We start from the raw sequence: 23,182 nt of genomic DNA, 5'->3' as shown, positions 1-23,182 counted from the left end.
GGAAGCCCCGCCCGGCTGTCTTGCTCGCCGTCGCCGGACGGGGCTGATGCGGCATCCCTCACCGCCGAAGCGGCACCCCATTCAAGGGGCGGACGGGGCGGGAGCCATGGCACGTCTGCCGTGGTCGCGCTGGTTCCCAACGGGAGATGCCGCGCCGTTGCTCTGAGCGCTCAGGGCAACGGGGCTACTGACGGCCCTTGGCGCGGCAGTTGGCACACCGGAACTGGCACGGCGGTAATGGCGCTCCCGGGGGAAAGTGGACGACTCCAGAGCGCATGTCCAGCCGTCCGCCGTACTCCGTCCACCAGCCCTCGGGAGAACCGGCGTACGGCTCCCACGGCTCAGGCGCCGACGGCGTCTCGACCACGCTCACCGGTGCCCCCGCTTCCTCGCCGGATGCGGGTGTTTCCTGATCTCCACAGTGCAGTCAGAGATCTTCGAGCTGTTCCCCACCAAACGCGCCGCCTGGCGCTCCTCCGCCAGCGCCGCGCACACGTCACAGCCATCAACGGGCACGGGCTCCAGTTCCAACCGCAACGGCAGCTCAACTGGTGCGGCGGAGTATCTCGTCGGCTCGGTCATGCCACAAGCGTTTCGCCTTGTGAGGGGCGTTCCTACTCCGTTCGGTGACCGTTAGGCACGGAGAAGCTCTACCGTGGAATTCGTCCCTAACGTCCCAGGGGGAAGCCTTGAACGAAGCGCTACGACGTGCCATGGCTCAAGCACATGTCGCAGACCGTCAGTTGGCCGAGCGATGCGGGGTAGACGTCAAGACCGTTGGCCGGTGGATCACTGAGCACGGCAGAGTGCCCCGTGCCCGGCATCGCTGGATCATCTGCGAGCAACTTGGAGAGGAGGAATCCGTGTTGTGGCCAGCGGCAGCAAAGAAGGCAATCAAGGTTGGCCCCGACCGTGAAGTTGTCTCGGTATACCCGTACCGGTCCGGGTGTCCCGCGACCCTGTGGCGTTCATTGATCACCAAAGCGGAGCGGGAACTGACCTTCGCCGGCTACACCAACTACTTTCTATGGCTTGAACAATCCCGATTCGGAACCGCGCTGCGCCGCAAAGCCGCGCAAGGGTGCCGAGTGCGCTTCATCATTGGCGACCCCGACAGCGAGTTGACCCGCTCTCGGGAGCAAGACGAAGACGTACCGCTGACACTCTCCACGCGTATCCGTGTCACTCTCTCCGAACTGGAGAAGATCAAGGGTCAGTCGGGAATTGAAGCCCGGTACAGCGGCGGACACGCTCACTTGTCCGTCTTTCGCTTCGATGACGACATGATCGTTACCCCCCTCCTGCCACATCGCGTTGGGCATGATGCCCCTACGCTCCATCTGCACCGCTACCAAGACGACGGAATGTTTGACCGCTTCGCTTCGCACGTTGAGGAACTGTGGAGTAACGGCACGCCTGTATGGGGAGATGACAGCAATGGCTAGGCGCGATTACGAGGATGACCCGAACGCCCCCGAAGCCAACAGCCTGGTACCGGCCGCGTCAACGGTCGTCGTAGACGATGCCGGCCGCGTTCTGCTCCAGCGGCGCGCCGACAACAACATGTGGGCATTGCCCGGTGGGACCATGAACTTTGGGGAATCGCTCCCTGAGTGCGCAGTCAGAGAGACGCGGGAGGAGACTGGACTAGATGTTGAACTGATCGGAATTATCGGCACCTACACCAACCCCCGACACGTCTTCGCCTACGACGACGGGGAAGTACGCCAGGAATTCTCAATTTGCTTCCTCGCCAGGCCGATTGACGGGACATTGACTGTATCGGTCGAGTCCACGGACGTCCGATGGTTCACACCCCTGGAAATCGACGGGCTGCCAATGGTCCCGAGTATCCGTAAGCGTGTGGACGACTGGCGGCAGGGGAGTACACCCGCGTTGCGATGAGTGGCCCGAGTAGCTAGACGAAAGGCCCCTCGCCCTGGGGTAGAGGGCGAGGGGCTTTCTGGCAGAGAATTCCGGGCACTCATGTGCAAGCGGCAGATAGTCGGCCCACGCGGGCGGCCTGATCTTCACCTCAAGCAACACATTGCGCCCGCCCGTCAGTTCTCGGCAGCCGGCGGGACCTCCGGGGCCGCGCCGCCGGGAGCCTTCGCCAGCTCCGGGCCGTCGCCCTTGTTGCGCCGTCGGCGCTGGTCGGATCGCTTCGGGACGGGGCCCGGTACAGTTCACCTATTCTTTCCGACTAAGCGTGACTCACCCCGTCATCATGCAAGGCATTTCGCGCCGACAGTGTGAACTCCCGCAGCTTCTCTCCCAATGATGAGTGGAGCCTCCCAAAACCTGAGACGTTCGCGCGTCGGTGGTCACGCCTAGCCTGCTCTTCCTGGAATTCCTCACGACTGCCGGGCGCATGAGGCTCCTCGGCAGACAAATGAAAGAGACTGCCTGCCATCATGGCGAGCCGGTAGCAGCACTCGGCCGCCTCATCGGCCCGCTCGGCCGCATCCTCCGGCCCTGCAAGGAGTACACGGATCTGCTGATCACTCACGCGATCCATGATCTCGTCCCACTTGTCATTCAGGCCACCATCACTATGCAGCTTCATTTGCACCTGCGTGGCGTGGTCTACGCATGCGGAGATCGCTGCAATGAATCCGCGATATGCCTCTTCCTGCGAAGTCCGCAGCTCCAACCGGTGCCCAGACCGGGCCTGAATCTTCGCTTGTTCGCGACTAGACCACCCCGTAGCGAATGCAGCGCCAATCGTTGCAAACGAACCAACTACCGCCCCCAGTACGGCGGCGAGTCCTGCGTCCATGGTCAATATTGTGACCTAGTGACTCGGAGGGCGGAGCGGCACCCCAGAGGGTGGACAACCTGATCACTCACGCCCATGGAACCCGTACACGATCCGAGCTGCTATACGGTTCCGATCCGGAAGCCAAGGGCGAGGGGGCATACCCCCAGGTCAGAGCGCTACGCGGTCAACGTGACCTTGGTGATGGCCGCCGGGTGCGGATAACTGAAAGTGGCCCGCAGGGTGGCACGTACGGCCACTCGGTCCGAGGTGAAGAACGCGTCCGCCGACACATCCACTGTCACCTCCCGCCGAGTGATGACCAGAACACGGTCCTTGGGCAGGCCCCACACGGTGCCCGGGGTCACGGCGCGTGAGACGTGGAGCGGGACGCCGGACAGGATCTTGCGTGTGGGCTGGGTCGGGTCCGGGCTCAACAGGGGGACGTTGCTCCCCGTCGTTTGCTTGAGGAGCGCCAGGGCCAGCGCGTCCCGGGGGTGCGCGATGAAGGCCGTCAGCGTCGCCCCTTCCGTGGCGGCAAGGCTGATGGCCTCCTCGAAGGGGTCGAGGTTTGCCCACTTCTTCGGGGCCGCCACGGGCGTGACGCCGGGCAGGGCCTCCAGTCCACGCGGGGCAGGGTGGGGCAGGTTGCCGAACAGGGCCGCGTCCACCTGCCGGGCGATGGAGCGGGCCAGCCCCGCGCCCACAATCTGCTGTGCGTCCGGGCTCGAATCCTCGGCCAACTCGGAGGACACGACCGTGAGACCGGCGACCTTGGAGGGGACGGCCACGTCTTCGCCAAGGGCCGCGTCATCCGCCGGGATCTCGTCTCCCTCGTTTAGCCAGGCGGCTCCGGCATCCCCCTCAATGATCGGGACGTTCATACGTGTGGCGGAGGTGGTCACGGGTGTGGCGACCTGAAAGGCCACGGCCGAATCCTGCACGGGCCGGATAATGAGATCCGCGTAATCGTCCGGCGTGAACGCGTGCGCGCCGGGTGCGGTGGTGAACATGCTCAAGATGGCTTGCCTTTCCTAGAGTTCGCCGGAGCCGCGCGAATCGCTGAATAGGGTCACTCCGCCGCGTCCGTTGCGGCGTTGCTCACGGGCCCGCTGGAATGCGCCCGCCCAGGTGGCCGGCTGGCGCCCGTTGGAATTGTTCGGGTCGAGTCCGCCGGATCCCAAACCCCGGGGCTTCTCTCGTTCGTGTATGGCCGTGTTGAGTACACGGGCCCGCTCTTCCAACTCCTCAGTGGACACGTTGCCGAACGCGTTCAGCATCTCCGGTGTGATGTATCGGAATCGCTGCGCAAGATCCGTAATCGCGTCCTCCCGATCCCGCTTGCTCTTCTCCCGTTCCAGTTCCGTGATGCGCTGCGTAAGCTCCGCAATACGCGCCTCCGAGTCGCCGTCTGCGCCTGGCTCCACGGGCGTTGCGGGATTCTCCGTCGTGGGCTCCTGCGGGCCCTGCTCCGGGCCTTCCGTGGGCTCAGGCATGGAAGGCACGTGCACTCTCCAGGCTGGTAATGGGAATGCTGGAGTGCTTCACCTCATCCTCCGTCAGCTCCCCTCGCTCACGGGATGCGGATATGAAGGCGTTGAATTCCAGGGTGATTTCCCGGCGCTTGCTCGCGTAGTAGTCGCGGGTCGGTACGGCGTCGATGGCTGCTGCCGACCACACCAGGTCCGTCAGGGCCGCCAGGCACTGGCGGTAGAGGTTGATTCGCTCGTGTGTTGCGTTCATGTAGCGCCTTCCTGTGATTCGGTCGTGATGGGAGAGCCAACTACCAGGGCGTTCAACTCCCGCTCCACACCTAATAGTCATGCGTTACGCGCCTTGGCTTCACCGGTTGACTGGCGCTGCCGGTATCGCTTGGCGCGCTCTGCCGCGAGCCTGCGCTTTCGCTCGGTCTTGCAGCCGGCGCACACGGTCGGCCATTTACGCTTCTGGGATGCCGGACGCTGCACCGTGAATCCATGGCGGCATTCTGCGCATTGGGTCGTGTAGGTCTTACGGCCGTTCTCGATGGTGACCACTCCGCCCGCTGTCTCATACGTGCGCGCGGGGGCTTCGGTCATCTTCCGCCGGGCGCGCGCCCGCTCAATCGCCGCGTGCACGGAGAAAGACCCGTGGGGGTTCAGCACCCAGGCGGGAGCGTCCGCTCCGGAACATGTTCCGGTACCCTCCCTCAACTCCACAGAGTCCGCACGCCGGACCGTCACCTCCGGGTATGGCTGGGCGAAGTCCAGTCCCCGGCCTGCCCGTTGGATCTCCTCGCCGGTCCGGCCCTCCGCCGGGTTCGGGGCCGTACCGCGCAGGGCGTGAAAGGCGCTGCCGTGGAGGTCGTCGCCACGGGCGGATGTCGCACGATGGCCCGCCCGTATCTCGCTGGTGCTCTCGTCACCAAGGCCCGTCCAGGCGACGCGCGTCAAGGCGTCGTCCGGGGGCGCCGGGTCGTAGCCGTGTTCCGTCTCCGGCGCGATGGGCGGGACACCGAATTCCTTCTCGGCTTGGCGGGCCAGGGCTTCATACAGGTGGGGTGGCACGATCGCCACGGTTGCCTCCGGGCATGAAAAAGGCCCGCCGGGAGGGGCGAGCCTTGGTGATGTGGGGTTGTCGGGCGGGCGCTGACGCCAGGGGCGCGCTCCGCCAGGAGTCAGGTGGACGTTTGGACGCTCTGGAGACCGTTTTCCGTAACCATCTCCATACGCGCACAGGAGAAGGTTTAGGGAAAGGACACTTCAGGTGTCTTGGCTTCCTGGCTCCGCTGCTCTCTTGGCGTCAGCCGGGCTGGCCGAAGATGTCAGCCGCCAGGGTGCGTACACCGATCACGCCGCGTTTTCCTCCCTGTTTTCCCAGCTCTGCGGTGAAGTGGCGGGCAATGGCCTTGGACCAGGATTGGGCCCGTCCAGGGAGCCGGGGGTGTTGCGCTTCGCCGCGTTGCTTGATTTCAGCATTCGACACAAAACCACCCGGCGCCTTCATGAAGTGGGCTTCGGCCCAGTCGGCGAACGGGTCGCTTTCCTGGCGGTATTCGTCCGTGGCCCGGGTCACGCGCTCAGGCTCGTTCAAGCCCTGGCGGTGCCAATCGACAGCGCCGCGCACGACCCAGGCTGCGATGCCTTCCGCCTCGTTCATGAGCCGCTGTTTCAGGCCCATGTCCTCACGGCCTACGAAGGATTCGTCCCATGGGACGCATCGGAAGCGACGCCAAATCCCGTCATCGGTGCCCCGGATGGTGGGCTTGTCATTGCCGGACATGATGAGCAATGAGGTAGGCGTGAAGTCGTACGCCGGCTTGTACTTCTGGTTGGCGGTGAGCAGGTCAGCGGCGGTGAACAGCTTGATGAATGCTTCATCCAGGCGAGCGTCTGTCATCTCACTCGACAACACGATTCGCGCGCCGTGCAGCTTGGCGACCAATGAGCCGTTGCGGCCGTGGCGTTGCTTCTCCCAGAACTCCGACTCCTGAGCCGTGGTGATGGCGGAGAACACCTTTCCCAAGGTTTCGGTGAACACGCCCTTCCCGTTGCGACCGGAGCCATAGAAGAACGCCAGGCATTCTTCCCGCGTGTCGCCGGTGATGGCATATCCGGCAAGCCGCTGGAGAAAGGTGTGCATTTCAGGGTCGCCTGGCTGACTCGATTCCAGGAACGTCAGCCATTCCGAGCATTTGGCGTCGGGGTGGTACCGCACATTCACCAGACGCGTAATGAGGTGTGCTGAATCATGCGGGTGCAATACACCCGTTCTCAGATCCACGGTGCCGTTGCGGAAGGCGAGCAAGTATGGATCCGTGTCCAGGTCCTCCACGTGTCGGCGAATTCCTGGCATCGATTGCAATTCGGTGAGCGCGGCCGTGATGCAGCGCGACATGCGCAGTGCCCGGGCCGCATCCAGGTACGCGTCACCGCCCCCGTCCAGCGCGTCGGCCAGGAGACTGTCCGACACCTTGTGTGCCATGCCACGGGCCACGGCGTCGCGAGTGGAGTCGTTGACCCAGTGGCGGCCGTCCCACGCGTACCAGCCGGGCCCATCCACGTAGATCAGCCTTCCGCGCACGCGACCGGCGATGAACTCCGCGCGGTCCACGTCCGTTCCGTCTTTGAGGGTGAGCGCGGCCAGGGCTTCCACGGGCGTCCTCATGCGTCACCGTCGTACTTGGCGGCCAGGGCGGCGCGGTAGGCGTCCCGGCCAGTGCGTCGGTGGGTCTTCTGGGCTGCATTGCTGGGCCGGCTGGTGCCCTGTCCGTCCTGCGGGTAGGGATCCCTGAAGGTTGAATAGTCCACGGGGATCTCACCGTCGGTATTCAGATCGTCGATCATCTCTTGCACCCATGCGATCAACGCTGTGATGCGGGCGTGGGCTTGCTCGGTTGGGGTGGGCATGAGTGGGTCCTTCGTGTCGCTGGCGGGTGCCGGAGCCATTCACTGGGGGGCGTGACGTCTCCGCGCGTGCGTTCAGCGCTGTTGTCTGGGAGCCGTTACGGAAGGCGTGACGCGACCCGTGGCCGGACACGACAAGGGCCCGCTCCTCCGCAGAGGAACGGGCCCAACAGGCGCCAGCAGGCTGGCTTATGCGGCGTCGGCGTAGCTGGCCGCCAACGCGTCGGCAGCATCGCTATGGAACGGCTCGGTGAGCGCGAAGTCCACACGGGATTCGTCCAGCCTGCGCCAGCCGCCCCGTGTCCCGCGCTTCACGGTCAGGTGTGCGCCAGCGGCGAGGAGCAGGCGGCGCTTGCCTGCTGTGTCGGCGGCCCGCCAGTTGTCGGCGTACGTGCGCCCGGTGTCGATCCGCTCGCGGCGCGGCTCCCTCTTTGGCGTGGCCTCCAGCTCCGCAAGCCGGGCGTCCAGCGCGTCGGCGCGGCGCTGCCATGCTTCCTGGGCAGCCTTGGACTTCTGCCGTCCCTTCTGCCTCTGGTGCTCCTCGAATTCCGCCAGTGTCGCGGCGTGTTCCGGCTCGGGGTCGTAGCCCGGGGTCTCGATCACGGTCGTCACGTGCAGTCCGCCGAGCAGGGCCAGGAATTCCCGCTCCGCGTACTCATCCACCCAATCCCCGCGAACGTTGGCGGGTGCCTGGCAGATTTCCCCGCGCGCGTGTGCGTTGCACTTGTAGGTGGGCTGCTGGTTGGCCTTGCTGGCCTGCTTGTTGAGGTACATCCGGCCCTCGCACTCCACACAGTGGATCACCCCGAGCAAGAGCGCGTTCGTGTCCTTGCGCTCCCGGTTATCGACCGCGCGGGCATCCAGCAGCGCGCCAACCGCGTCGTACTCCTCGCGAGTGAGGATCGGATCCGCTGTCACCATGACCGGGCGCCCCTCACTGTCGCGGACGGGGTTGCCCTGGTGCATCTTCCAGCCCAGCAGCGCAGGCGACCGCAGCAGCTTGGTGATCATGTTGGGGGACCACTTGAACCGCTCCCGCGTGATCGCCTTCTGGCCCTTTGCGCCGCCCGTCTTCCCGCCCGTGGTGCGGCCCTTGCGCAGCGCCCAGTAGTCACGCGGGGAGGGGATGCCGTCGGCGTTCAGGTCGGCGGCAATCGCGCTCACGGTCTTGCCCGGTACGTCGTTGGCCGGGTCGCCCATCAGCTCCCGGATGATCCGCTCCAGCACGGCGACCGGGGCCGGGCCCGTAGCCTCATGTGGTTCGGTGTCCGGGACCAGCGTCCAGCCCCCACCCTCCAGCGGTGCGGGCGTGTATCCGTAGTGCGGGCGCGAGCCTCGCCACCGCAACGGCATGGTGCGCATCGCTGCCTGCGCGCCAAGGACCCGCTCCTTGATGCTGGTCGCCTCCACCTGGGCGGCGAACGCCAGCATGAGCATCATCAGCTCTGCTGTTGGGTCCATCGGGTTGCGGAAATCGAAGGTCAGCCGCCCGCCGCCGACGCCTTCCGCGAAAACCAGCATCTTGCGGTATTCACGCGCCCATTTGGCCAGCTCGTGCATGTCGGCCATGGACCGGATGGCCCGGTCGAAGCGCCAGAACACCAGCGCGTCGTACTCCTCCGGGCGGCCCAGCCACACACCCAGCTCCGGCCGCTCGAACGGCGTCGTTTTGGATGCCGATACGCCCAGGTCCACGGCCTCCCGGCCGCCCAGCTCGATACCCAGCGCCGCAGCAGCCGAAGCGTTCGCCTCCCGCTGGCGCTCCGGGCTGGTCGTCTCATCCGTCAGTACCGAAAGGCGCAGCGCAGATACGCCCCTGAGCTGCACCGTCTCCGTCATGACCGTCACACGGTCCCCCTCTAGCAGTCGCTTACAGAGCTGCTAGTCAGGCGTGACGGGAGACCCAGAGGGCAACGAGTTCTGCGTGCTGGAGCCGCGGGAGGTCTACCGGGACACCGGACCGATCGCCGCGGTGGTGGTCGACTGTGTGGATCCGCGGGCCATGGCCCGGTTCTGGGGTGAGGCGATGGACTGGGCACTGCACGAGGTGACCGACGAGCATGCGGTGTTGCGCTCGGCCAAGGGCGTCGGCCCGTATCTGGAGTTCCTCCGCACGCCCGGCGTGAAGACCGTGCCGGACCGCGTCCATCTTGACCTGCTGCCGTACCCGGGTGACGACAAGGCCGCGGAGGTGGCCCGGCTGCGCGCCCTCGGCGCCACCGACCTCGACCTCGGCCAGGGCAACGTTCCGTGGACGTGCCTGTCCGACCCGGAGGGCCACGAGTTCTGCGTCCTCGCCCTGTCCTGACGCGGAGCCATAACGACACCCCGACACGTGAGCCTTGTGTGCTCAGCGTGCCGTCGCTTCACTTCACCTTCGCGCCAGTGCAGCCAGAACGGCTGGGAGGCGATCCCCACCACCTCCGGGGCGAAGTCCAGCAGAGTCTGCCGGTCTCGCTCCAGCCACGACTCACAACCCACATGGCCACCGGCCGTCACCGCGTAGTACCAGCCCGGGAAGCTGCGGTCGCCCTTGTTCCAGCGGAACCCGCGTGCCGGCGGCACGTCGTCGAACCGGACTTCCCACCCGGGCACCCAACGCTGTACGGCGACGCCGCTCGCCGTCGAACAAGTCCAGGTCAAAGACGTTGAGTACGGGCTCGCCGTACGTGCGTACCGGTTCCCCCGCCGTCTCCCCAGACAGCCAGTCCTCAGCGATCACGCAACCTTCGGTGCGAAAACCTAGCGGTCACCAACCTTCGCTGACAACGCTCAACCCTCACTGCGAGAGATCAGGGGCGGGAGGTTCTCGCACAGCTCCTGACACGGCGACCGGCATTCCGTCACCTCACGAGCCGCACTTCGTCGGTAGCTTGTTCAGGGGGTTGGTGCAGGTCCCTGCACCAGGTTGAGTGCTGCCTCGCTGAAGGCACGAACGCGGGATGTCGCACCGTCGGCGGGCCATACCAGGCCCCAGTCCACTGGCGCGGCGTCCTCGAAGGGGACGTAGACGACGTCGGGGCGGGCGAAGTAGCGCCTTGTGTGGGCGCCGACGACGAAGGCCCCCTCCCCGGCGCCAACTTGCGTCAGCGTCTCGTTGAACGTCATGGCCGACGGACCGAGTGCGATCGGTCTCCCAGCGGGGGTCCAGCGCGGCGCGCGGTCCTCGCGCAAGGATTCCGGCAGCGTCTCGGGAATCTGCAGCACGGTCACGCGAGCCAGATCCTCGACGGAGACGGTTGCATGGCGGGCGAACGGATGCTCTGTCGGCACGGCGAGCATGCGTGCCTCCCGTACCAGGACCGGCCCCATGATGATGCCCTCCTCGCGCATCGGATGGCAGGTCAGCGCGATGTCCACCTCGCCGCTGCGCAGCCACGGCAGGACTTCCGGCAGGTGTGCCTCTTTGATCTGGACCTCGCAGTCGGGGTGCCGGGTGCGGAACGCCTGCGTGGCTCCGACCAGCAGCTGGCCCGCCGCCGGCCCGGTGAAGGCGACCCGGAGCAGCCCGGTCAGACCCCGCCCGGCCTCGACGGCCCGTTTGAACGCGTCGGTGATCCGGGACCAGGCGGGGCGTGTCTCTTCATATAGCTGTCGTCCCACCAGGGACAGCTCCACCCGGCGGCTGGTGCGGTTGAACAACGGGACGCCGATGCGGCGCTCCAGTTTGGCGATGGTCTGGCTGACCCGGGCCGTGGAGACGTGCAGCCGCTCGGCGGTGCGGCCGAAGTGCAGCTCCTCGGCGAGCGTCAGGAACGCCTCCAGTTCGTGTCGCTCCAGCATCCCCGCAACCTTCCATCGTTAATCGAGGCTTCACGATCGTTGCGCAGGTGCGCATTGATGCCCTATCCGGACCGCGGCAGGATCAGAGGCGTTGAAAGGCCACCTCACCTGTGCAGGAGAACATCATGTACGTCGCCGACGACCGCGCCCTGACCACCCCGGCGCACGACACCGCCGCGGCCGTCGCGGAACTCAGGGACCGGACGGAGATCACCGACGCGCTCTACCGCTTCGGCCTGGGCCAGGACCTCAAGGACAAGGAGCTGTTCGCCTCGGCCTTCGCCGCCGACGCCGAGTTGGACTTCCGCCCGGCCGCCTCCAAGTGGGGGGCCAAGCCGCCGCTGATGTCTGGGCGCGACACCATCGTCACCACCATTCTGGCCATGTTCACCGGCCGGGTGGACACCACACACCAGATCACCAACACGCGGATCACCATCGATGGCGAAACCGCCCGGCTCACCGCCCTGGTGGAAGCCCAGCACCTGCTTATCGCTGACCCCGCCACGCACGCGCTGCTGAAGAACCCCTACGACGTCGACCTGGTCCGCGACGGCGACCGCTGGGTCATCCGTCGGCTTCGCATCGACAACACCTGGTACACGGGCGAACCCGCCGTGATCTTCGGTTGACATCCGGCCTGCAGAACCGCACAAGGGCCGACCTGATCCCTGACCTCACGGCCCTCTCAACTCCCTGCACAACTCCCCTATCCCCCAGAAAGGGCACGATATGACGTTCGCAGTGACCGGCGGACGGCCGGTGCTGACCCGTCATGCCGAGGCCGAGACCTGTGCCGATCCCAGCAGTGCGATGACGCTGCTTGCCGACTCGGACAGCACCGCCGACGGCTTCACCGGCTACCGGTCCACGTTCGCCAAGGGAGCCCTGGGGGCACCCGCCCACTTCCACACCAAGGCGACGGAACTGTTCTTCGTGATCGGTGGATCCCTCCAGGTGCGGGTGGGTGAGGAGGTCACCGTCCTGGAGGCGGGCGACTTCCTGGCCGTGCCGCCCCATACCCGCACGCCTTCGCCGCGGCACCCGGCTGCGAGGCGGACGTGCTGTTTGTGTTCACGCCGGGCATGGGCCGGTTCGACTACCTGCGCCTGCTCGGCCAGGTGATGCGCGGCGAGGTCGACGCGAAGGAGATCGCCGCCTCGGCCGAGCGGTTCGACAACCACTACATCGACAGCCCCGTCTGGCGGGCTGCCCTGGAGGCGTCGGGGTGATCGACTCCACCATCCATGTCCGGGTGACCCGGCCCTCGCGGAACCTCGCCGCCGCCGAACGCTTCTACGTGGACGGCCTCGGCCTGACCATCCTCTGGCGCTCGACCGAGCGCGTGCCGGGCGAGCACGAGCTGCTCATGGTCGGCCCGCCAGGCGCCGCCTGGCATTTCGAGCTGACCCACGACCCCGAGAATCCGCTGGAGCCGACCCCGACGGTGGACGACCTGTTTGTCCTCTACCTGGGCAAGTCGGCAGACGAGTTGCTGATCGACCGCCTGGTGGCGGCCGGCGGTGCCCGTGTTCCGGCACACAACCCGTACTGGGACGAGCACGGTGTGACGATCGCCGACCCGGACGGCTACCGCCTGGTGCTGTGCTCCCGCACCTGGGCCTGAGCAGCGTCCGGCGGGTAAGGACAGCCAGCTCACCGCCCACTCGGCGTGCCAGATGCGGTTCCAGCCGCCGGCGTCGGGCGAGCTTCTCCTGTGCTGTGCGCCGATGACGAGGTTGGTGGTCTCCACGTAGATCCGTTCGTCTGCGTCCCGCTTCCGGCGGGGCGCGTCGCCGTCAAGGCTCCGTGCCACGGCGGGCTCAGTGGGCGAACGCTTCGGTCAGGCGCACGCTGTAGCCGTCCTCTTCCCTCAGCACGACGGCGACACCGAACGGGTCGGGATGGTCCAGCTCGATCGGAGTGAAGGCGAAGTTCACCGCGACCTGGATGGGCGGCACCAGCTCACCGTCGGGCTGCGGCGCGGGGGCGGGCCGCCAGTCGCGGGCGACCGACGCCCAGCCCTCGGGGCTGCGCGCCAGGAGCCGCTCGGCGGAGGGGAACTGATGCAGGACGTTGTCGCCTGGGGTGGCGGCGACCATGTTCAGGCACGGGGCCGGACCGACGACTGGCAGGTTGCAGGCGGTGGCGACATCGTGGGTCTCCCAGGCGAGCACGACCTCGTCAGCGCCGGCGGCCGCAGCGATGTTCGCGAGCTCTGCGATCCTGGTGAGCGCGTCCTCGCCGACCTTGATCGGGCGGACCGAGATGATCCCGACCAGCTCGCTGCGCACCAGCGGTGTCTGTCGTCATGCAACTCAATCGTCGTGTCATCGAATGCAGCCGAGGTCTTCCTGGATCTGAGCGTGCCAGGATGCCGGGGAAACGACCGCCAGCACGTCGACGGGCAGGAGCCGGCCATGATCAGCGGTGCACATGTCATCCTCTACAGTCAGGACGCCGAGGCGGACCGCGCCTTCATCCGTGATGTCCTCAACTTTCCCGGCGTCGACGCGGGCGGCGGCTGGCTCATCTTCAAGCTGCCCCCGGCCGAGGTAGCCGTGCACCCGACCGACGGCCCGCCCCAGCACGAGTTCTTCCTGATGTGCGACGACCTTGATTCCCAGCTCGGCGAGTTCCGCGCGCAGGGAGTCGAGATCACCCGCCCGGTCAGCGAACAGCGCTGGGGCAAACTGACTGCAATCCGGCTCCCCAGCGGCGCCGAACTCCCGCTGTACGAACCGCTACACCCCATCGCCCACAGCCTGTGACTCAACAGCATTCAACTCAGGGTGACGCATCTCAGCGTGACGAATCTCAGTGTGGCTGCGGAGCGTCGGTGGCGCCGCCACAAACAGCGAGGCCGGCCGCATCGGTATCGCGTTCGTAGCGGTTCGTATCCGTCCGGCCCATCGCGTCAGTTCGGCCCATCGCGCGACGCTCGGCCGTTGTGTCGTCGAACGAAGTCACCGCAGGTCAAGGCGCCGCGACCGACTAACTTCGATGACACCGGTAAAGCGGCATGATGACCGGGCGGGGCACGGTCCCCTGGCTATGTTCACGACTTGCCACCGTCACCCAGACGGGCGATCAGGCGGTACGGGCCTATGTGCGACGGATCTGAAGAAGTCAACTGGTCCACAACGGGACGGTATTCGAAGGTACAGGCCCCGGCTGCGGACTCCACACTTCCTTTCCAGAAGCCCGTGAGGCGATTCCAGACGGCGCATCAGCCCAACGGACGGGCTGTCGAGGCCGTGAAACTGCGGAGCCCTGAACTCCACGGCTCCCCCGCCCCGGTCGCTATGGCCATACAACCCCCAGCGTGCTCACCCCACACGACCAGTGTGATGCGCCGGAAATCGCGGTCTTAAATCTGTGGTGTGTTGCCATGTCGCCGGGGCCGCGTGCTGTCGAAGTCAAGCTGTCCGCTGAGGAGTTGGACGAGCTTGGCCGAGCTGTTGCGCTGGGCGGCGGGGCGGCGGGGGCCCGTCTCGCGGAGCGAGGGCGCATCATTCTGGCCTGCGCGGGCGGGCGGCCGAATACGCGTGTGGCAGCAGAACTTACTGCCTTTGAGGAATCCAGCACCAGGTTCTGTCCGACGGATCAAAGTCTAGGAAAGTTCCAGTTCGCCGACGCGCCGGTCCCCTCCCATCTCTCCCATCAGCCGGAATGCAAGTCCGAGGTAGAAGTCTTCGGAGCCTTCGCTGCCGGGATGCCGGCAAGCCGTCAGGCAGGTGCCGCCGCGGCGGATCTCGGTGGCGACCGCCTGGACCACGAAGCGGCCGTAGCCGCAGTTTTGCTCCCCGGCTGCGAAATCCTGGTGCCCCAACCCCGAGCGAATGCCGGTGCCGGCGCTCATGCACCGCCTCCGGACAGGGTCTTCTCGTACGCCTGGTGACCGTCCTCGACGCCGAGGAAGATGCCCTTGATCGTCAGGTACCCCTGGCTGATGAGCGGGGTGTCCCGCAGTTCCTCGATGAGGAAGTAGTACGCCTGCAGGTCTTCGGTCTCCAGCAGGGCGAAGTCGCTGAACTGGGTCTGGAACGCCTCCGCGTCGAAGAACCGCATCCGCACCCGGTTCGCGTACCGCTCCGCGATCGGCCCGATGTGGACGTCTTTCAGGCGGCGTCGCTCGGCTCGGTCCAGCGCCAGCCACTGCGGTGAGAACGAATACCCCAGGATGATCATGTACGGCATGTGAGAGCCCCTCTGCAAAATAGCTAACGGCGTTCGCTTACGGGGTAAGCTACAGCTAACAGTGTTAGCGAAGTCAAGGGTGGTCCGGGATACGGCCCGCCGCACGCAGGAGAGCAGGAGCTGCCGCATGGCCGATCAGCCGCCCACCCGACGTGCCCGCATGCGCGAGCAGACCGCGGCGGAGATCGTCCGCACGGCCAGGGCTCTGCTCGCCGCGGAAGGGCCAGGCGCGCTCACGCTGCGGGCCACGGCACGGGAGCTCGGCATGGCCGCGCCCAGCCTCTACCGGTACTTTCCCGACCACCGCGCCCTCGTCCAGGCCGTGGTCGCCGACCTCTACCTCGATCTGGCGGGCGCCCTGGAGGCCGCACGCGACAGCGACCCCGCCGCGCCGACCGGACAGAAACTCGGCGCCGCCGCCCGCGAGCTGCGCACCTGGGTCCTGGCGCACCGCCGCGAGTTCAGCCTCCTGTTCGGCAAACCCGTGGCAGACGCCGGCACCGCGCCCGAGGATCCCTCCCACGAGGCGAGCTGGCGCTTCGGCGGCGTCTTCCTCGGCCTCATGACCCAGCTGTGGAGGGAAGGCGCCATCCCAGATCCTGCCGATGGGCAGAGCGGCACGGACTGGCTGGAGCAGCTGGAAGAACTGCGCGAGCACCTGACCGAGGACGTCCCTCTCTCGGTGCTGCGCGTGTTCGTCGAGGCATGGGTACGGCTGTACGGGATCGTCTCGATGGAGGCCTTCGGGCACCTGGACTTCGCCCTCGCCGACCCCGAACCCCTCTTCGAGCAGACTCTCCGCGAGGTCTTGGCCCTGTTTGGAACCACGGCCGAATGACGCGCCGTTGAGCAGCCTCGCCGCCGTTAGATCTTGGCGACTCGGCGCCGGGTGGCGAGAGCGAGAGCGGGCCGACGGTGATCAGGATCGCCAAGGTCGCGTAGCCGTACGTGAGCGTGGTGACGGTCGCGAAGCCTGCGACGAGGAGGGGTCCTCCGTCGCCGAGTTCGCGGCCGAGTTCGGCGGAGCCCATGGTCTGGCCCATCCGTTCCTCGGGGGTGCTCGCCGCGAGGGCGGCGAAGCCCAGCGGAGTGATCAGACCGGTGCCGACTCCGATCAGGGCGGCCGCCGTGAGGCCGGCACGGGTGGTCAGGCGTCCGACAACGTGACGACAGATGTGATCAATACGAGCGCGGCCGACTCTCACTCGAGAGGCGCTGGCTGCCTGGTCTCAGGGGTGGGCAGCCGGGGAGGTTTCCGTGAGGCGGTCCAGGCCGCCGACGAGCTGAGCCAAGGCGACGTTGTGGCCGTGTCCGCGGCGAAGGGTATCGACATGCCTCTCGTCGTGGTCGTGCAGCGGCCGGACGCTCTGTGCGACACGGTCTCTGGCGGGGTCCCTCACGCCGCCCCCATCATGGCCCGCTCTACTACGGGCCCTTTTCCTTTTCTACGCACTTGCCCCCGCGGATTCCGTTCGACGGATCTTCACGTCGAACTCCCGTGGGTTAAGGATCCCGGAATCTCGTTCGATAGTCGTTAGCGCCTGGTCGACAACTTTGTTAGCTGTGAGTCAACTTCCCGCCAGGGATTACGGGACAGCCCTTAGGCCGTGCCTGGCTTCGGAAGTGGATTCGACCGTGCACTCCCCCACTACGCAGGCGTTCGGGCACCGGCAGAGATCGCCTGGGCCACCGCGCACGGCGACTGCCACTTCGCGAGCCTCACCACGAGCGGACCGACACTTCCGCCTCCCGCGGCGACCACCCCGAACTCGTCAAACCACTGCACGCCCTTGTGGGTTCCGTGAGACCGCGACGGAAGTAGTTCTGGGTACCGCGGTTTCGTGAGCAATTCCGCGTGATCATGAGCACCGTTCGAGTCATTTCCGCGTGATCATGAGCAGCGGTTATGTTCAGTAGTTGTCAGTGGTAGCTCTTGGACGGGGTGTGGTCGCCTGCGCGGTACCGATCACCACGGAGGACCTGCCCGCCTATGCGGGCGCGTGGCACGATTTCTGTCAGGACGATCCTCAGGTGGTCCGCCTGGCCCTTGGTACCGGCTGGAGTGCCCCAGCCGACCCGTCGGCACAGCGGTGCCCTCACCTCGACGGGACCGGTTGGACCGGCGCGGGAGTGCGTTTGGCGGCGCGGCTGACGATGGCCGTCTCGACGTGGGTGATGCCCAGGCCGACCAGATCGCGGGAGAGGAAGCCGTAGAGGGCCGTCAGGTCCGGGAAGTACGCGGCCGCGTGCAGGTTCGAGGGTCCCGACGTCGCGAACGCGCCGTGCACCGAGGGGTGGTCGGCCAGCGCCTGCCCGGCGGCGGCCAGATGGTCGGGGGCCACGTGCAGCAGGAGTTTGGCCTCGATGGGCAGCCCGAGGCGGCGTGGATCGACCAGGACCTGGGTGATCAGACGGCCCTGGGCGGCCAGTTGGGCGAGGCGTCGGCGCACCGTGCTCTCCGGGTGGCCGGTACGCGCGGCCAGGGCCGCCGCGGTCAGGCGCGCGTCGGGTGTGAGGGCGTCGATGAGGGACTGTTCCAGGGCATCGGTGTCGACGCCGTACGGGCCCGGGGAACCGGAAGCGGTCGCTTCGGGGGCCGGTTCGGCCGGGCTCAGGGCCGCGCGTTCGGGCGCGGTCAGCACTTGGTGACGCCACTCGGAGGTGAGCCGGAAGACGTGCAGGATCGTGGCGCTCTCCAGGGACGTCACCGCCTGAGTGGAGGGCAGCTGGCGGAAGACCAACGGGTCGCGTGAACCCGGCTCGGTGCGGGCGACCGCGAAGATCTCGTCACCCGAGGTGGTGACGTCGATGAACGGGATGTCCTCGCGCGCCGCGAGCGCGGCCACGATCGTGTCGAGCTTTCCCCGCAGGACCCGGATGCGCAGGAACAGGGCCCCGGCCGAGCCCCCGTTGCGCGGTCGCGCCACCGGTGAGACCACCACGCGCATGGTGCCGTCGGTGCCTAGCGCGTGCAGGCGGCGGCGCACGGTGGCGGGGCTGAGTCCCAGCACGTGGGCCGCCCGCTCTGCGGTGAGGCGGCCGTCCCACTGCAACGCGGCCACCAGCCGCTGATCTATGAGGCTCAGTACGGAATTCGCCGATGCGCGCGCCATGAAGGCAAGTTTCGCCCATTCCGTCGCCCTGCGGCGCCCGTTCCGGGGACAACGCCCCAAGTATGGATGTCATCCACTCCGCCCCGTCCCTGACGTACGTCGGCGGACCCGAGCCACGGAAGGAGCACCCGATGATCCTCGACCCGCGTATCTGGTTCCCCAGCCTGATCAGCTGACCGTCAGCACCTCCAGGGCCGCAACCGGCGGCCCGGAGAAGGGGGCCTGCGGTGCGACAACGCCGCAGGCCCGCGGTTTTCACAGCACCCCGAGAACGACGGATCCACCACGGAGGTCCATGTGCCCGCATTCAAGCAACGGGAAAAAGTACGCTTCGCCAGCGGCGACACCTCGTGCGCCGCCTGGCACTATCCGGGGTCCAACGGCGGCTGCGTGATCATGGCCGGCGGAACCTCGGTGACGAAGGAACCCGCCTCGGACCTGTTCGCCGCACGGTTCAACGATGCCGGTTTCGCCGTCCTCGCCTTCGACCACCGGCGGTTCGGGGAGAGCGGGGGCACGCCGCGCCAGATCGTTCGCTTCGACGAGCAGGTCGCCGACTGGCACGCCGCGATCGAGTGCGCGGCCGGCCTGCCCGACGTCGACCCGGACAGGATCTCGGTCTGGGGCTTCTCGCTCGCGGGCGGCCACGTCTTCCGTGTCGCGGCCGACCACCCGCGACTGGCCTGCGCGATCGCACAGACCCCGCTGGTCGACGGCCGCGCGGTCGCTCCCCACGCGCTGCGCTCCATGACGCCCCTCGCGCTGCTGCGGCTCTTCGGCCGGGGCGTCGCGGACGCGCTCGGGGGCCTCGTCGGTCGTCCGCCGCTGCTGGTCCCGACCGCCGGACCGCGCGGCGCGGTCGCCTCGCTCACCACGCCCGACGCCATGGACGGCGACCGGGCCCTCGATCCCGACCGTCGCCACACGAACTGGGAGCAGACGGTCGCCGCACGAATCGCCCTGCAGATCGGCGTGTACCAGCCCGGCCGCCATGCCTCCCGGATACGGTGCCCGCTGCTGGTGGTCGTCTGCGACCAGGACCAGAGCGTGCTCCCCGGCCCCGCCGTCCGGGCGGCCCGGAACGCGCCTCAGTCCGAGGTAGTCCATCTGTCAGGCCGCCATTACGCCCCGTTCCTCGAATCGCACGAACAGGCCGTCAAGGCGGAGATCTCGTTCCTGCAGAAGCATCTGGATCCCCGCGATCCCAGTTGAGTAGGTGTTTTTGATACCTGGCCGTGAGATGAGTACGGCTGGATGATCTGGGTTGTGGGGGCTATCGAGTGTCTCGACCTGGTCGGCTCCTGCCACAGCTTCGTGGCGACCCTTGGGCGGCTGGTCCCGCAGCTGCTGGGCCAGGAGTTCACGGACGACGAGCGCGAGACCGTCCGCCGGCAGGTCGGCCGGGTCCGCTCCGCGGCGGACTGGCTCGCAGGCGCGCTCGACTTCCCTGTCAAGCACTTCCGTTCAGACCTGATGCTGGTCTCATCACCCCAGTGATGACGCTGCGACGTAGAGGAGCCAACACAAGGTTCGGACGCGTCGGTAGGTGATCACGCAGCAGGCCAATTTGAGGAACGCCTCGTGGATGTCGTCCCGGATGTCCCAGACGATCGGTCAGCTGAACTGCGGTGGGCGCCCTCAGCGCCCAGCTGTCAGCTGTCAGCTGTCAGCGCAGGGCGACCGCCGCGCCCGTTCGTTCGGTGGCGATCCTGACGGCGAAGCCCGCCAGCGCGGTGCCCATCGCATAGCGGTGCAGGCGCTGCCAGAGCGGGTGCCGGGCGAAGAACCCGGCGACGGAGCCGGCTGTCACGATGAAGAACGCGTTGCCGGCGACCCCCACCGCGATCTGGGTCAGCCCCAACAGCAGCCCCTGCAGGCCGACATGGCCACGCGCCGGGTCTACGAACTGCGGCAGCAGCGAGATGTAGAGGATGGCCACCTTGGGATTGAGCAGGCAGGTGAGGAAGCCCATCAGGAAGAGCTTGCGGGCCCCGTCCTGCGCCAACTCCTGGGCCGCGACGGCGGATCGGCCGCCCGGCCGGACGGCCTTCCAGGCCAGCCAGAGCAGGTAGCCCGCTCCGGCCAGCTTGATCGCCAGGTAGATCTCCGGCACCAGCGCGAAAACTGTGGCGATACCGGCGGACACCGCGAAGAGGTAGACCAGGAAGCCGAGGAAGACCCCGGCCAGCGAGATCAACCCCGCCCGGCGGCCCTGGGCGATCGAGCGGGAGACCAGGTAGATCATGTTCGGCCCCGGCGTCAGCACCATGCCGAGCTCCACCACCGCGATCCCCGCTATTGCTCCCAGCCCGATCACAGCACTACCTCCGTACACACGTTCGCCTAGGCGCAACCTAGCAGCCCACGGCCATGTGCGGCTCACTGTGCCGAGCCGAGACAGCTGTCACCTCGCCACGCTAACTGTCACCAAGATCGAGACCGGCGAAATCGCGGCACGAGTTGACCCTCGCACAGCGGAAGACATTGCAATGAAGTGAGAAGACGGCAACAAGAAACCGTGTGCACCTCGATCTCGCCACCACCTCTGCGAGCTATCAGGCGGAGTTGGTCGCGCGCCTGAAGGCTCTCGGTGCGACGCTCGCCCACGTGGGCCAGGGCAAAGGGCCGTGGACGGTCCTCGCCGACCCGGAGGGCAACGAGTTCTGCATCCTCGCCCCGTCCTGACACGGAGCCTTAACGACACCCCGACACGTGAGCCTTGTGTGCTCATGCGCTATGACCCCGGTTGGGTTGGGCTGCGGCGTCTCGGTCGATTCGGGCGGCGAGAGCTTGCGTTTCGGGGGCGAGATCAGCTCGCTCGCCAACCACAACACTCAACTCGCCAACTGAAGCGCCAAGAGGGCATCTGATCACTATTCAGGCCGTGATGACCGCTTCTCCCGTTCCGGTTCGCCGGCTTCGTGTGGATTATCCGGTGAGATTTCGGCTCATTGTGTTAGCCATAGCCCGGTGGATCATTGCCCGGGAACGCTGAAGCAGGGCTTCGTAGTCACGGACTAGCCGGCGATGCCGCATGAGCCAGCCGAACGTCCGCTCAATTGACCCACCGTCTTGGAAGGGGCTGGAACCCGGACACAGAGGGCCGCTTCACCACCTCGACATCGATTCCCGGCCTGGCCCCGTGATTGATTACGGACCTCTGATAGCCACCGGCCACCCAGACCTTCGCGACCTCCGGATGCGAAGAAGCGACCTGGTCGAGGAGGTGCCTTCCGCCGACTGAGTCCTGCACCGATGCGGCTGTCACGATCACAGCGAGAAGAAGACCAAGGGTGTCGGTCGCCACCTGGCGCTTGCGTCCCTTGACTCCTTCTTCGCATCGGATGTCTTCTTGCCCGCGTCGATGCCCTGGTCGGTCTCGGCGACGTTGGAATTGGAAGAGGTCTTCACGCTCTGGGCATCCAGCACGGCTACGGACGGGGCAGCCGTGCGTCCTTGCACCCGGCGGGTCCTGTCCGACAGGAGGGCGTGAACCCGCCGTGTGGTCCCGTCCGCCTCCCACTTCGCGTTGTAGTCGTAGACGGTCTTGTACGGCGGGAAGTCGTGCGGCAGGTACTCGCATGGGATGCCCGTCCGGTTGACGTACAGGATCGCGTTCGCGATCTCCCGTAAGTCGTGCACCCGAGCAGCCGTGCCCGGCCCGGTCCGCCGTGCGCGCCATTTTGTGAGGACGGGCTCGATCAGGGCCCATCGGGCATCGGATATGTCACTGCGATACGGACGACGAGCACTCACACGGCGTGCAACGACCATCATCACCAGCAGCCACAAGAGCATCCCAGAACACCAACTACCGACATCGGATGCCCTCTTAGGACTTCCGGTACGCGCCGGCTCTCCGTTCCTTCCCGCTCCCGGCCGACCCGGCGCAGGCCCAGCCAACGGGCGGCATGGCGACCGCCAAGGAGGCGCGCGCCGCACTTACCGGGCATGGGATCGCCTCGCTCACGACGCGACCAGTGCGCAAGGCGGGGGCCGACTGCGGCTCCTCCAGGACCTCAGCAACCGCCCTCCCCCCACCGGGGCACAGCTCCATCAGGCCACAACTCAGCGCGTACGGACGCCGCTGCGCTCCCGGTGCCCCCTGGCGTCGGGCAGGCCCCCATAGCCCCGCTCGCGCTCGGTCTCGCCGAACCACAGGTGGGGTGCGTACCGTTGGACCGCCTCGGCAAGAGGCGCTCGTCAATCGCCGTTGGCGCCGAGGCGGTAGCGCAGTCGGGGCAGGTCGGGGCGCAGGGGCTCGTCGTCGCGGACCATGGGCCACAGGACCGGGTCGTCGCGGTCGATGGGGCCGCCCGGGCACAGTTCGAGGGTGTAGCTCGCCGACCCGTTCGCCGGGCTCCAGTGCAGGCCGACGCCGGCGAGGGAGTGCCAGGCGATGACGTTCTGGCCGGCTCTGTTGGTGAGCCACAAGCCGGTGGCATCAATGCTCACGAACGAGCTCGGGTCGTTCCGGTGCACCCAGTCGTAGCGGAGCAAGCCGAGCCCGAAGACGGCGATAGGCAGGCCGATGACGAAGGCCACGATCCAGGCCCCGCCGAGCGCTACGCCGCCGACCATGGCAAGCACGCCGACCATGGCGGTGACGGCGGACCCCGCACGGAGACCGCGGGGGGCGTCGAGAGGGACGCGGGTGGCCGTGGGGGCGGGGCCGGGCTCGTGAGGGGTCGACATGAGCCGGAGTTCAACCTCGCCGTTTCGGTTGGGGTGAGGGCGAAGTCCGCGGGGAGGGCGGTGTGCTCTTTCCGCCACTCCTCGAGGCACGGCATGTCCAGGCCGGGGTCTTTGTCGGCTTCGCGGGTGGAGCGGAAGTGGTGGCCGGCGCAGCTCCACAGAAGCTGGGCCACAGCCGGAACTCGTGAACAAAGCCATTCAGCTGGTGAACGCGGCTTTGTTCCTCGCTGCCACCTGAGCGAAACGGC

The 23,182-nt window shown here is 67.0% G+C and carries 23 protein-coding genes and 5 pseudogenes; 11 read left to right on the top strand and 17 right to left on the bottom strand.

Annotated elements, in window-relative coordinates; translation table 11 throughout:
• Positions 1 to 863 precede the first annotated feature (863 nt).
• Both ACZ4S3_RS37805 and ACZ4S3_RS37800 read left to right on the top strand, forming a co-directional pair.
• A complete protein-coding gene (locus ACZ4S3_RS37805; RefSeq protein WP_467943057.1) occupies positions 864 to 1,445 on the top strand; it encodes an XRE family transcriptional regulator in 582 nt (193 codons plus the stop codon).
• Positions 1,438 to 1,905: an NUDIX hydrolase gene (locus ACZ4S3_RS37800; protein ID WP_467943056.1), complete on the top strand. Its 468-nt coding sequence runs from the start codon at positions 1,438 to 1,440 to the stop codon at positions 1,903 to 1,905. The genes ACZ4S3_RS37805 and ACZ4S3_RS37800 overlap by 8 nt, the downstream gene beginning before the upstream one ends.
• Before the next feature lie 155 nt (positions 1,906 to 2,060).
• Here the strand turns inward: ACZ4S3_RS37800 and ACZ4S3_RS37795 are convergent.
• From ACZ4S3_RS37795 to ACZ4S3_RS37755, 9 genes and pseudogenes are all read right to left on the bottom strand, one after another.
• Positions 2,061 to 2,168: pseudogene (locus ACZ4S3_RS37795) on the bottom strand (hypothetical protein); the annotation flags it as partial.
• A 35-nt stretch (positions 2,169 to 2,203) separates the two neighbouring features.
• On the bottom strand, positions 2,204 to 2,779 hold the full coding sequence (locus ACZ4S3_RS37790) for a hypothetical protein (RefSeq protein WP_467943054.1): 576 nt from the start codon (positions 2,777 to 2,779) through the stop codon (positions 2,204 to 2,206).
• A 158-nt stretch (positions 2,780 to 2,937) separates the two neighbouring features.
• Positions 2,938 to 3,771, bottom strand: coding sequence for a phage major capsid protein (locus ACZ4S3_RS37785; RefSeq protein WP_467943125.1), 834 nt, complete (start codon positions 3,769 to 3,771; stop codon positions 2,938 to 2,940).
• 21 nt (positions 3,772 to 3,792) lie between these two features.
• A complete protein-coding gene (locus tag ACZ4S3_RS37780; protein ID WP_467943053.1) occupies positions 3,793 to 4,254 on the bottom strand; it encodes a hypothetical protein in 462 nt (153 codons plus the stop codon).
• Positions 4,247 to 4,501, bottom strand: coding sequence for a hypothetical protein (locus tag ACZ4S3_RS37775; RefSeq protein WP_467943051.1), 255 nt, complete (start codon positions 4,499 to 4,501; stop codon positions 4,247 to 4,249). Before ACZ4S3_RS37775 ends, ACZ4S3_RS37780 begins: the two co-directional genes overlap by 8 nt.
• Before the next feature lie 77 nt (positions 4,502 to 4,578).
• The gene (locus tag ACZ4S3_RS37770; RefSeq protein ID WP_467943049.1) at positions 4,579 to 5,313 is read right to left on the bottom strand and encodes a hypothetical protein; all 735 of its coding nucleotides are present in this window, start codon (positions 5,311 to 5,313) and stop codon (positions 4,579 to 4,581) included.
• A 226-nt stretch (positions 5,314 to 5,539) separates the two neighbouring features.
• Positions 5,540 to 6,892 carry a DNA primase family protein gene (locus ACZ4S3_RS37765; RefSeq protein ID WP_467943047.1) on the bottom strand — a complete coding sequence of 451 codons (1,353 nt, stop codon included), beginning with the start codon at positions 6,890 to 6,892 and terminating at the stop codon, positions 5,540 to 5,542.
• An 8-nt stretch (positions 6,893 to 6,900) separates the two neighbouring features.
• Positions 6,901 to 7,146, bottom strand: coding sequence for a hypothetical protein (locus tag ACZ4S3_RS37760; RefSeq protein WP_467943045.1), 246 nt, complete (start codon positions 7,144 to 7,146; stop codon positions 6,901 to 6,903).
• Positions 7,147 to 7,332: 186 nt separating this feature from the next.
• A complete protein-coding gene (locus tag ACZ4S3_RS37755; RefSeq protein WP_467943123.1) occupies positions 7,333 to 8,982 on the bottom strand; it encodes a recombinase family protein in 1,650 nt (549 codons plus the stop codon).
• Positions 8,983 to 9,034: 52 nt separating this feature from the next.
• Here ACZ4S3_RS37755 and ACZ4S3_RS37750 point away from each other — a divergent pair.
• Positions 9,035 to 9,451, top strand: a pseudogene (locus ACZ4S3_RS37750) (VOC family protein); the annotation flags it as partial.
• 569 nt (positions 9,452 to 10,020) lie between these two features.
• Here ACZ4S3_RS37750 and ACZ4S3_RS37745 read toward each other — a convergent pair.
• Positions 10,021 to 10,926 carry a LysR family transcriptional regulator gene (locus ACZ4S3_RS37745; protein ID WP_467943043.1) on the bottom strand — a complete coding sequence of 302 codons (906 nt, stop codon included), beginning with the start codon at positions 10,924 to 10,926 and terminating at the stop codon, positions 10,021 to 10,023.
• Positions 10,927 to 11,051: 125 nt separating this feature from the next.
• On the opposite strand from ACZ4S3_RS37745, the gene ACZ4S3_RS37740 reads away from it, so the two are divergent.
• From ACZ4S3_RS37740 to ACZ4S3_RS37730, 3 genes and pseudogenes are all read left to right on the top strand, one after another.
• Positions 11,052 to 11,558 carry a nuclear transport factor 2 family protein gene (locus tag ACZ4S3_RS37740; RefSeq protein ID WP_467943041.1) on the top strand — a complete coding sequence of 169 codons (507 nt, stop codon included), beginning with the start codon at positions 11,052 to 11,054 and terminating at the stop codon, positions 11,556 to 11,558.
• Positions 11,559 to 11,658: 100 nt separating this feature from the next.
• Positions 11,659 to 12,158 (top strand): annotated as a pseudogene (locus ACZ4S3_RS37735) (cupin domain-containing protein).
• Entirely contained in the window at positions 12,155 to 12,553 is a 399-nt protein-coding gene (locus tag ACZ4S3_RS37730; protein ID WP_467943039.1) for a VOC family protein, read from the top strand. The pseudogene ACZ4S3_RS37735 and the gene ACZ4S3_RS37730 overlap by 4 nt, the downstream one beginning before the upstream one ends.
• Before the next feature lie 196 nt (positions 12,554 to 12,749).
• On the opposite strand, the gene ACZ4S3_RS37725 is transcribed toward ACZ4S3_RS37730, so the two are convergent.
• Positions 12,750 to 13,220, bottom strand: coding sequence for a hypothetical protein (locus ACZ4S3_RS37725; RefSeq protein WP_467943038.1), 471 nt, complete (start codon positions 13,218 to 13,220; stop codon positions 12,750 to 12,752).
• A gap of 126 nt (positions 13,221 to 13,346) precedes the next feature.
• On the opposite strand from ACZ4S3_RS37725, the gene ACZ4S3_RS37720 reads away from it, so the two are divergent.
• Positions 13,347 to 13,697, top strand: coding sequence for a VOC family protein (locus tag ACZ4S3_RS37720; protein ID WP_467943036.1), 351 nt, complete (start codon positions 13,347 to 13,349; stop codon positions 13,695 to 13,697).
• Between the two features lie 842 nt (positions 13,698 to 14,539).
• On the opposite strand, the gene ACZ4S3_RS37715 is transcribed toward ACZ4S3_RS37720, so the two are convergent.
• Positions 14,540 to 14,788, bottom strand: a complete 249-nt coding sequence (locus ACZ4S3_RS37715; protein ID WP_467943034.1) for a hypothetical protein — start codon at positions 14,786 to 14,788, stop codon at positions 14,540 to 14,542.
• Positions 14,785 to 15,126 carry a darcynin family protein gene (locus tag ACZ4S3_RS37710; RefSeq protein ID WP_467943032.1) on the bottom strand — a complete coding sequence of 114 codons (342 nt, stop codon included), beginning with the start codon at positions 15,124 to 15,126 and terminating at the stop codon, positions 14,785 to 14,787. The genes ACZ4S3_RS37715 and ACZ4S3_RS37710 overlap by 4 nt, the downstream gene beginning before the upstream one ends.
• Positions 15,127 to 15,253: 127 nt before the next feature.
• On the opposite strand from ACZ4S3_RS37710, the gene ACZ4S3_RS37705 reads away from it, so the two are divergent.
• Positions 15,254 to 15,964: a TetR/AcrR family transcriptional regulator gene (locus tag ACZ4S3_RS37705; protein WP_467943030.1), complete on the top strand. Its 711-nt coding sequence runs from the start codon at positions 15,254 to 15,256 to the stop codon at positions 15,962 to 15,964.
• Positions 15,965 to 17,222: 1,258 nt separating this feature from the next.
• Here ACZ4S3_RS37705 and ACZ4S3_RS37700 read toward each other — a convergent pair.
• Positions 17,223 to 18,239, bottom strand: a complete 1,017-nt coding sequence (locus tag ACZ4S3_RS37700) for an Lrp/AsnC family transcriptional regulator (RefSeq protein ID WP_467943028.1) — start codon at positions 18,237 to 18,239, stop codon at positions 17,223 to 17,225.
• A gap of 297 nt (positions 18,240 to 18,536) precedes the next feature.
• Between ACZ4S3_RS37700 and ACZ4S3_RS37695 the strand changes: the two genes are divergently transcribed.
• Both ACZ4S3_RS37695 and ACZ4S3_RS37690 read left to right on the top strand, forming a co-directional pair.
• Entirely contained in the window at positions 18,537 to 19,451 is a 915-nt protein-coding gene (locus ACZ4S3_RS37695) for an alpha/beta hydrolase (RefSeq protein ID WP_467943026.1), read from the top strand.
• A gap of 54 nt (positions 19,452 to 19,505) precedes the next feature.
• Positions 19,506 to 19,736: a DUF6192 family protein gene (locus ACZ4S3_RS37690; RefSeq protein ID WP_467943024.1), complete on the top strand. Its 231-nt coding sequence runs from the start codon at positions 19,506 to 19,508 to the stop codon at positions 19,734 to 19,736.
• Between the two features lie 169 nt (positions 19,737 to 19,905).
• On the opposite strand, the gene ACZ4S3_RS37685 is transcribed toward ACZ4S3_RS37690, so the two are convergent.
• Positions 19,906 to 20,556: a LysE family translocator gene (locus ACZ4S3_RS37685; RefSeq protein WP_467943022.1), complete on the bottom strand. Its 651-nt coding sequence runs from the start codon at positions 20,554 to 20,556 to the stop codon at positions 19,906 to 19,908.
• Between the two features lie 182 nt (positions 20,557 to 20,738).
• On the opposite strand from ACZ4S3_RS37685, the pseudogene ACZ4S3_RS37680 reads away from it, so the two are divergent.
• Positions 20,739 to 20,918 (top strand): annotated as a pseudogene (locus ACZ4S3_RS37680) (VOC family protein); the annotation flags it as partial.
• Positions 20,919 to 21,167: 249 nt separating this feature from the next.
• Here the strand turns inward: ACZ4S3_RS37680 and ACZ4S3_RS37675 are convergent.
• Positions 21,168 to 21,995 (bottom strand): annotated as a pseudogene (locus ACZ4S3_RS37675) (IS5 family transposase).
• Positions 21,996 to 22,442: 447 nt separating this feature from the next.
• Positions 22,443 to 22,934: a hypothetical protein gene (locus ACZ4S3_RS37670; RefSeq protein ID WP_467943021.1), complete on the bottom strand. Its 492-nt coding sequence runs from the start codon at positions 22,932 to 22,934 to the stop codon at positions 22,443 to 22,445.
• Positions 22,935 to 23,182 lie beyond the last annotated feature (248 nt).

The organism is Streptomyces sp. NPDC028368, from assembly GCF_055565615.1.
The sequence above is the reverse complement of the archived record's forward strand: the minus strand, read 5'-3'. Positions and strand labels throughout refer to the sequence as shown.